4 protein-coding genes are annotated in these 2,683 nt (G+C 33.8%); all 4 read right to left on the minus strand.

Translation table 11 applies throughout. The annotated features are described in order from the left end of the window. Positions 1 to 106: 106 nt before the first annotated feature. Positions 107 to 316 carry a type II toxin-antitoxin system RelE/ParE family toxin gene (locus B5X55_RS18575; RefSeq protein ID WP_234999798.1) on the minus strand — a complete coding sequence of 70 codons (210 nt, stop codon included), beginning with the start codon at positions 314 to 316 and terminating at the stop codon, positions 107 to 109. A gap of 70 nt (positions 317 to 386) precedes the next feature. Continuing rightward, positions 387 to 626 carry a ribbon-helix-helix domain-containing protein gene (locus B5X55_RS18580; RefSeq protein WP_079514706.1) on the minus strand — a complete coding sequence of 80 codons (240 nt, stop codon included), beginning with the start codon at positions 624 to 626 and terminating at the stop codon, positions 387 to 389. 265 nt (positions 627 to 891) lie between these two features. After that, the gene (hchA, locus tag B5X55_RS18585) at positions 892 to 1,794 is read right to left on the minus strand and encodes a glyoxalase III HchA (protein WP_079514708.1); all 903 of its coding nucleotides are present in this window, start codon (positions 1,792 to 1,794) and stop codon (positions 892 to 894) included. A 72-nt stretch (positions 1,795 to 1,866) separates the two neighbouring features. Further along, complete coding sequence (locus B5X55_RS18590) at positions 1,867 to 2,442, minus strand: Crp/Fnr family transcriptional regulator (protein ID WP_079514710.1); 576 nt, start codon at positions 2,440 to 2,442, stop codon at positions 1,867 to 1,869. Between the last annotated feature and the right edge of the window lie 241 nt (positions 2,443 to 2,683).

The following is a 2,683-nucleotide window of genomic DNA, read 5'->3' on the forward strand; positions in this document are numbered from 1 at the left end:
AAAAGGTGGTTTAAAGTAAAAAAGAAAATATTAATTAACTTTAAAGAACTGGACGAAGGCTTTTCATAGGAGGTTTTGTTGGCAACAGTTATTTTGGCGCAAGAGTTTAAAGTAAATTTTTCAAATCCTGTCTTCCAACAATCGCCATTATTTCAACTATGTCACCATTAATTTTATAATAAATGCTATCGGAACCACATACGCATCGCTTATAATCTTTTTTAATAAAATCGACTGATTCAAACGAATAAGGGCTTTTAGCGATACTATCGAAATACTCAAAAAAGGATTCAAAGTATTTGTCGGCTTGCGCCATTCAAAACTTTTTGACTCCGTACCGATGAATCCGTATCAAGTCATCTTTGGCAGCATTGCTTAGTCTATAATCAGTCATTAATTATAGACTTGGCCTGTGCTAAAATTTGTTCCTTGCTATCATTGGAGAATCCACTATTCTCGGCTTTATCTAATTTAGCTTTAATCCAGTCAATTTCTATTTGTTGGTTTCTTGCTTGTCTAATTAAGTCGTTAACGAGTTCACTTTTACTGGAATATTCCTGAGTGTCAACCTGTGATTTTAACCATTCATCATTTGGTTGTGTAAATGAAATGCTCTGTCTTGCCATGAGAGTATATTTAGATTGGTGCTAATATACACCAAAATCGAACCAAATATAAATATTTAAGTTGGTGCTAACGCCTGAGCTATGAACAGTACGGGAGCAAACTAGCGTTTGCTTTCCGCCAGGCACGTAGCGAAATCTTTTGGTTTTGTTTTTTCTTTTTTTCTCCAAAGCGAAATCCCAAAGATTTCGCTACCTAATAAAAATACGCAAACCTTGGCGTTTAAAACCTAAACCCGTATTGTTTATAGGTTGTTGTAAGTAGTTTTTAATTCAACTCCTTTAGTAAAGTGTTTGCAGCAAGCTTACCTAATTCATTAGAGGCTAATGGACTTGCTCCGGTAATTAATTTTCTATCTACACAAACCGTATTGTCAGATTCTGTGTTAACAATAGTAGCACCTAAGTTTTTCAACCTTTCGCTAACACCTAATGTCATATGTCCTGGTAAATAGCCAATCATTGGGGTCATTTCATCAATAGCATCAGGGAATACAGCCATCTTGTATCCATCGTAAAGAAATTTTTGATTATCGAGTGTAGTAGATAATAAAGCGCCTGGTCCATGACAAAGAGTAATTGTGAATAAATCATTTTGATGCGCCCAATTCAATACTTTTCCAACGTTTCTATCTTCTGGAAGACCAATCATTGCTCCATGTCCGCCTGGTACAAATACAGCAGCATAAGAACTATCATTCGCAAATGAATTAGTAATAAATTCAGTTAACTTTTTAGGATGCTCAAAACTCGCTTTGTACTTGTTGTAAATCGCTTTTACATGCTCGTCTTCTTCAGGAAAAGCCCACATTTCAAATACAACAGGTTTCCCAGTAGGAGTAGCTATTTCAAAGTCAAATCCTGCATTTTTAAGGTGTAACATTGGTACAAGTGCTTCTATTGGATGATTTCCTGTAGAGAAGGATTTGCCATTTTTCATCTTCAAGTTTTTTTGTTCAGTAAAAATCACTAAAATCTTCGATTTATCTCCTTGGTATTTTGTGTACTTTATGTCTTCGAAATCTGTTTTTGAAACAGTACCTAAAGTAAGTGCTAAACTTGAAGGGCTATATGAACCATCATCTTCTAAATTTGGTCTACTAGTGAAGTATAACGTTACAAAAGCAAGTATAATAACACTTCCTAATCCGATTAATATTTTTTTTACCATGACTTTGTTTTTTTAGTTTAAAACAAAAGTAGAGGACAGTTTTGAGGCAAAAATTACCCTATGGTAAGAAAGCTATTTTTTTGATTTTTCTACTCTTATGCGACTCAAGCTTTGTTGTGTAATCCCTAAATAAGATGCGATGTGGTAATTTGGAGTGTATTGCTCAATATCGGGATATTGATTCAGAAATAATTCATATCGCTCTGGAGCGGTTAGTTGCAATTGATTTAAAATTCTTTTATGTAAACTAACTACATGGCGCTCTAAGTTTTTCCTTTGAAACGCTTCAAATTCAGGGAATTTTGAATATATCTCATCCAGTAGTTTAGCATTAAATTCGATTATATTTGAATCAGCTATACACTCTATTGTTAATGTAGATAGTTCATTATTGTAGATGGCAATAAAATCACTAATCCACCAATTTTTGATAGCAAACTGTAATGTATGTTCTTTCCCATTTTTATCAATACAATATGCTCTTAAGCAGCCGTCTTTAACAAAATATGTGTTCTTCACAGCTTGTCCTTGACGAATTAAAACATCCCCTTTAGAAACCGACGTTTCTTTTGCAATAGAAACAACATATTCTTCGGCTTTTGAGCTAAGAGTTGTACTACTTTTTATTTTATTGATTAAGTCTTCCAATTTTTGTCTTGACGATAATTACTTACAATGGTTATGTATAAGAATAGTTGTGGGTTTGCGAGCGAGGATTTTCCGAAGGAAAATCAGACGTAGCAAACGTGCAACGACCATAGAATTAAGCACAAAACAGCAATTTTTTATATACTGCTTAAGTTTGATTCTCAGTAAATTGTTGATATAACTAGAAAGAACAAAAGAGAGAATTAAGGTTACTATATACGGTGAAGCTTTAGACTTCGAC

It is taken from the genome of Maribacter arcticus, assembly GCF_900167935.1.
Classification (GTDB): domain Bacteria; phylum Bacteroidota; class Bacteroidia; order Flavobacteriales; family Flavobacteriaceae; genus Maribacter; species Maribacter arcticus.

Bases quoted from the DNA above. Each gene is read 5' to 3' on its own strand.
- B5X55_RS18575 (WP_234999798.1), bottom strand. From the start codon at position 316: ATGGCGCAAGCCGACAAATACTTTGAATCCTTTTTTGAGTATTTCGAT.
- B5X55_RS18580 (WP_079514706.1), bottom strand. From the start codon at position 626: ATGGCAAGACAGAGCATTTCATTTACACAACCAAATGATGAATGGTTA.
- hchA (WP_079514708.1), bottom strand. From the start codon at position 1,794: ATGGTAAAAAAAATATTAATCGGATTAGGAAGTGTTATTATACTTGCT.